Origin of the sequence: Roseococcus suduntuyensis (genome assembly GCF_014196305.1) — a bacterium.
GTDB lineage: Bacteria > Pseudomonadota > Alphaproteobacteria > Acetobacterales > Acetobacteraceae > Roseococcus > Roseococcus suduntuyensis.
The window spans coordinates 1-5,587 of sequence record NZ_JACIDJ010000014.1; the positions used below are offsets into that span (position 1 = coordinate 1).

Annotated in this window: 3 tRNA genes and 3 rRNA genes; all 6 read right to left on the bottom strand. The window is 57.1% G+C overall.

The features are described from left to right. The 6 genes from GGQ83_RS19860 to GGQ83_RS19885 all read right to left on the bottom strand — a co-directional run bounded on the left by GGQ83_RS19860 (window position 1) and on the right by GGQ83_RS19885 (window position 5,337). Window positions 1–77 (bottom strand) — tRNA-Met (locus tag GGQ83_RS19860). A 27-nt stretch (window positions 78–104) separates the two neighbouring features. Next, window positions 105–219 (bottom strand): 5S ribosomal RNA (rrf, locus tag GGQ83_RS19865). Between the two features lie 140 nt (window positions 220–359). Next, window positions 360–3,095, bottom strand: a 23S ribosomal RNA gene (locus tag GGQ83_RS19870). A gap of 239 nt (window positions 3,096–3,334) precedes the next feature. After that, a tRNA-Ala gene (locus GGQ83_RS19875) sits at window positions 3,335–3,406 on the bottom strand. A 97-nt stretch (window positions 3,407–3,503) separates the two neighbouring features. Continuing rightward, window positions 3,504–3,577, bottom strand: a tRNA-Ile gene (locus GGQ83_RS19880). A gap of 273 nt (window positions 3,578–3,850) precedes the next feature. Next, a 16S ribosomal RNA gene (locus tag GGQ83_RS19885) occupies window positions 3,851–5,337 on the bottom strand. The 16S, 23S and 5S rRNA genes sit together here with 3 tRNA genes alongside, the layout of an rRNA operon. Window positions 5,338–5,587: the final 250 nt, after the last annotated feature.

Genomic DNA, 5,587 nt, shown 5'->3' on the forward strand with positions numbered 1-5,587 from the left:
TGGATGCGGGGACAGGATTTGAACCTGTGACCTTCAGGTTATGAGCCTGACGAGCTACCGGGCTGCTCCACCCCGCGTGGGTGTGATGTAGGGATGGTTGGGTGGCCTGGCGCTGACCGACTCTCCCGCCGCTTAAGCGGCAGTACCATAGGCGCTGGAGTGTTTCACGGCCGAGTTCGGGATGGGATCGGGTGTATCAACTCCGCGATGGGCACCAGGCCACCGAACCATCCTGGCCGCCTTTTGGGGCGGAGGGGGTTCAGGTGGCGGAAGGTTGGTTGGATCAGTGTGAGAATTGTGGGGTTTGGTGCTGCGCACGGTGTTCGGATCATTGCTGACCTGAACCGCGCTGGCGGCGTAGTATTGAGCCTATCGGGCGATTAGGACCGCTTAGCTGAGTGCATTACTGCACGTACACATGCGGCCTATTGACGTGATGGTCTATCACGGCCCTCAGGGAGACCTGGTTTTGAGGTCGGTTTCCCGCTTAGATGCTTTCAGCGGTTATCCGTTCCACACTTAGCTACCCAGCGGTGCCACTGGCGTGACAACTGGTGCACCAGAGGTATGTCCATCCCGGTCCTCTCGTACTAGGGACAGATCCTCTCAAGTCTCCAACACCCACAGCAGATAGGGACCGAACTGTCTCACGACGTTCTAAACCCAGCTCACGTACCGCTTTAATCGGCGAACAGCCGAACCCTTGGGACCTGCTCCAGCCCCGGGATGCGATGAGCCGACATCGAGGTGCCAAACCTCCCCGTCGATGTGGACTCTTGGGGGAGATCAGCCTGTTATCCCTAGAGTACCTTTTATCCGTTGAGCGATGGCCCGTCCACGAGGGACCACCGGATCACTAAGGCCGACTTTCGTCTCTGTTCGCGCTGTCACGCTCACAGTCAGGCGGGCTTATGCCTTTGCACTCAACAGCCGATGTCCGACCGGCTTGAGCCCACCATCGCGCGCCTCCGTTACACTTTAGGAGGCGACCGCCCCAGTCAAACTGCCCACCACGCAGGGTCCCGGCCCGGGATAACCAGGCTCGGTTAGACGCCAAAAAGAAACAGGGTGGTATTTCAAGGTTGGCTCCACACAAGCTAGCGCCCATGCTTCAAAGCCTCCCACCTATCCTACACAGTTCCTTTCTGGCGCCACTGCGAAGTTGCAGTAAAGGTTCATAGGGTCTTTCCGTCTAACTGCGGGTACCCCGCATCTTCACGGGGAATTCAATTTCGCTGAGCCCATGCCGGAGACAGTGGGGAGGTCGTTACGCCATTCGTGCAGGTCGGAACTTACCCGACAAGGAATTTCGCTACCTTAGGACCGTTATAGTTACGGCCGCCGTTTACCGGGGCTTCAGTTCGGAGCTTGCACTCCTCCCTTTAACCTTCCGGCACCGGGCAGGCGTCAGACCCTATACGTCATCTCTCGATTTCGCAGAGCCCTGTGTTTTTACTAAACAGTCGCCACCCCCTGCTCTGTGCCACCCACCAATGGTTGCCCACCAGCGGGTCTCGCTTATCCCGAAGTTACGCGAGCAATTTGCCTAGTTCCTTCGACATGGTTCTCTCAAGCGCCTCGGTATTCTCTACCAGTCCACCTGTGTCGGTTTCGGGTACGGTCCAATGCCAGAGCTGTTTCCCGGATCCATCCAACTGCCAACTCAATCCAATAAGAATTGACAGAACTTCAGGACCGTCACTTCTGGCGGGCTCAGGAATATTCACCTGATTCCCATCAGCTACGGCTTTCGCCCTCGCCTTAGGGGCCGGCTCACCCTGCGCGGATTAACCTTGCGCAGGAACCCTTGGACTTTCGGCGACAGGGTTTCTCACCCTGTTTGTCGCTACTCATGTCCGCATTCGCACTTCCGATACCTCCAGCATGCCTCGCGACACACCTTCACAGGCCTACGGAACGCTCCGCTACCACGTGCTTACGCACATCCACAGCTTCGGTGCATGGCTTGAGCCCCGTTACATTTTCGCCGCAGGACAGCTATTAGACCAGTGAGCTATTACGCTTTCTTTAAAGGATGGCTGCTTCTAAGCCAACCTCCTGGTTGTTTTGGCCGTCCCACATGCTTTCCCACTTAGCCATGACTTGGGGACCTTAGCTGGTGGTCTGGGCTGTTTCCCTCTCGACTATGGACCTTAGCACCCACAGTCTGTCTGCCCGTCTACACTCACCGGCATTCGGAGTTCGGTAGGGTTTGGTAAGGCTTTGGGCCCCCCTAGCCCTTCCGGTGCTCTACCTCCGGTGGTGACCAACGAACGATCTACCTCAATAGATTTCGCGGAGAACCAGCTATTTCCGAGTTTGATTGGCCTTTCACCCCTAGCCACAGCTCATCCCCGACTTTTTCAACAGGCGTGGGTTCGGCCCTCCAGTGCGTGTTACCGCACCTTCAGCCTGGCCATGGCTAGATCACTCGGTTTCGGGTCTCATGCCGGCAACTATGCGCCCTATTCAGACTCGCTTTCGCTGCGCCTACACCTAACGGCTTAAGCTTGCTGCCAACACGAACTCGCGGACCCATTATACAAAAGGTACGCCGTCACCCCACAATGAGGGCTCCGACTGCTTGTAAGCGTCCGGTTTCAGGTCTCTTTCACTCCCCTCGTCGGGGTGCTTTTCACCTTTCCCTCACGGTACTTGTGCACTATCGGTCGCCAAGGAGTATTTAGGCTTGGAGGGTGGTCCCCCCATGTTCAGACAAGGTTTCACGTGCCCCGCCCTACTCGATCAACACATCAGACATCACGCCTACGGGGCTATCACCCACTATGGCCCACCTTTCCAGATGGTTCGGCTTATTCCAATGCATCAAATGGCCTAATCCGCGTTCGCTCGCCACTACTAACGGAATCTCTGTTGATGTCTTTTCCTCCAGGTACTGAGATGTTTCAGTTCCCCGGGTTCGCCTCCTGTCCCTATGTATTCAAAACAGGATACCCTCGCGGGTGGGTTTCCCCATTCGGACATCCGCGGATCAACGATCGCTCGCATCTCCCCGCGGCTTTTCGCAGCGTGCCACGTCCTTCATCGCCTCTTGGCGCCAAGGCATCCACCGAACGCTCTTATCGCGCTCAATACACCACCAACGCCCGTACGCAGGACCAAGCCCCACATTCAAGCATCAGCAGCTGAACCAAAAAATGCCCAGCAATTCTCACTCTTAATCCAACCAACCAATCCGATTCACCTGTCAAACAGCATGCCACCCAACCTATATCCCCCGAGGGGAACCACAGGCCGGACAGCCATCTCGTTATGCAGCGTCGTGCTGCGTGGGCCACCGCCAGGCCTCAGCCCAACGGCAACCAACCTCGTATGGAGACGGTCGGGATTGAACCGACGACCCCCTGCTTGCAAAGCAGGTGCTCTCCCACTGAGCTACGCCCCCGAAAACTCGCTCCCAGGGCGCGCCGCAGGCCAAGCACCGCCTTTAGCATCGCGGTCGCCATCCCATCCTCACTGCATACACCACCAAAGGCGGCGTATGGGCCAGGGAGGACTTGAACCTCCGACCCCACGCTTATCAAGCGTGTGCTCTAACCAACTGAGCTACTGGCCCTCACCACAGCAGGCCACCCTGAGGCAGCCCATGCCAGGACCAACCCAGCCAGCCAATCCAGTCTCCATCTACATGTCGGGATGCGCGGTCAGTGCCCAGACAGGATCACTCCCACCCCCGGCATCAACCCGCATCAGGTCTCTTGGTGTCAGTTCATAGGCTAGTAGGCCAAACCCCATCCCCGCATCCGCGGGCATAAGACCAAGCCAGGCAGGCATTCTTGTCGTCGGACGCCAACAAACCCGCATGAGACAGGTTCGTCAGCATTCCTTGAAAGGAGGTGATCCAGCCGCAGGTTCCCCTACGGCTACCTTGTTACGACTTCACCCCAGTCGCTGACCCTACCGTGGTCGACTAGCTCCTTGCGGTTGCCACATCGGCTTAAGGTAGAACCAACTCCCATGGTGTGACGGGCGGTGTGTACAAGGCCCGGGAACGTATTCACCGCGGCATGCTGATCCGCGATTACTAGCGATTCCACCTTCATGCACCCGAGTTGCAGAGTGCAATCTGAACTGAGACGGCTTTTTGGGATCCGCTCGGCCTCGCGACCTGGCTTCCCATTGTCACCGCCATTGTAGCACGTGTGTAGCCCAGCTCATAAGGGCCATGAGGACTTGACGTCATCCCCACCTTCCTCCGGCTTGTCACCGGCAGTTCCTCTAGAGTGCCCACCCAAACATGCTGGCAACTAGAGGCGAGGGTTGCGCTCGTTGCGGGACTTAACCCAACATCTCACGACACGAGCTGACGACAGCCATGCAGCACCTGTCTTGCCGTTCCCTTGCAGGCACCAACGCATCTCTGCGAAGTCCGACAGATGTCAAGAGCTGGTAAGGTTCTGCGCGTTGCGTCGAATTAAACCACATGCTCCACCGCTTGTGCGGGCCCCCGTCAATTCCTTTGAGTTTCAACCTTGCGGCCGTACTCCCCAGGCGGTGCGCTTATCGCGTTAGCTACGACACTGAGTGACTAAGTCACCCAACATCCAGCGCACATCGTTTACAGCGTGGACTACCAGGGTATCTAATCCTGTTTGCTCCCCACGCTTTCGCGCCTCAGCGTCAGTAATGGACCAGCTCGCCGCCTTCGCCACCGGTGTTCTTCCCAATATCTACGAATTTCACCTCTACACTGGGAATTCCACGAGCCTCTTCCATCCTCTAGCTCACATGTATCAAGCGCAGTCCCCAGGTTAAGCCCGGGAATTTCACGCCTGACTGTGTGTGCCGCCTACGCGCCCTTTACGCCCAGTCATTCCGAGCAACGCTAGCCCCCTTCGTATTACCGCGGCTGCTGGCACGAAGTTAGCCGGGGCTTCTTCTACAGGTACCGTCATCATCGTCCCTGTCGAAAGGGCTTTACAATCCGAAGACCTTCTTCACCCACGCGGAATTGCTGGATCAGGCTTGCGCCCATTGTCCAATATTCCCCACTGCTGCCTCCCGTAGGAGTCTGGGCCGTGTCTCAGTCCCAGTGTGGCTGATCATCCTCTCAGACCAGCTACCGATCGTCGCCTTGGTAAGCCTTTACCCCACCAACTAGCTAATCGGACGCAGGCCGCTCCATGGGCGCATCACTGCTTTCCCCCTCAGGAGATATGCGGTATTAGCGCCAGTTTCCCAGCGTTATCCCCCACCCTCGGACACGTTCCTACGCGTTACTCACCCGTCCGCCACTGACATTGCTGCCCGTGCGACTTGCATGTGTTAAGCATTCCGCCAGCGTTCGCTCTGAGCCAGGATCAAACTCTCAGGTTCATCCGTTCCACCGCATCAGCTCTCGCCAACACAGCAAAACTCAAACCCGCCATCCTAAACCCAAGCACCAAACACCAAATTCACCAGATACATAGCCAACACCAACCATGGCTCATCACCACAGCAGCACCAACCACGCATCCCAACATTCAACCCACCCCAGCTCGCCAGCCCTCTCAGACCAACAAACCAAAGCAGATCACGTCAGCACTTACTATCTGCATAACCAGATGTGATTTTGAAACAACGA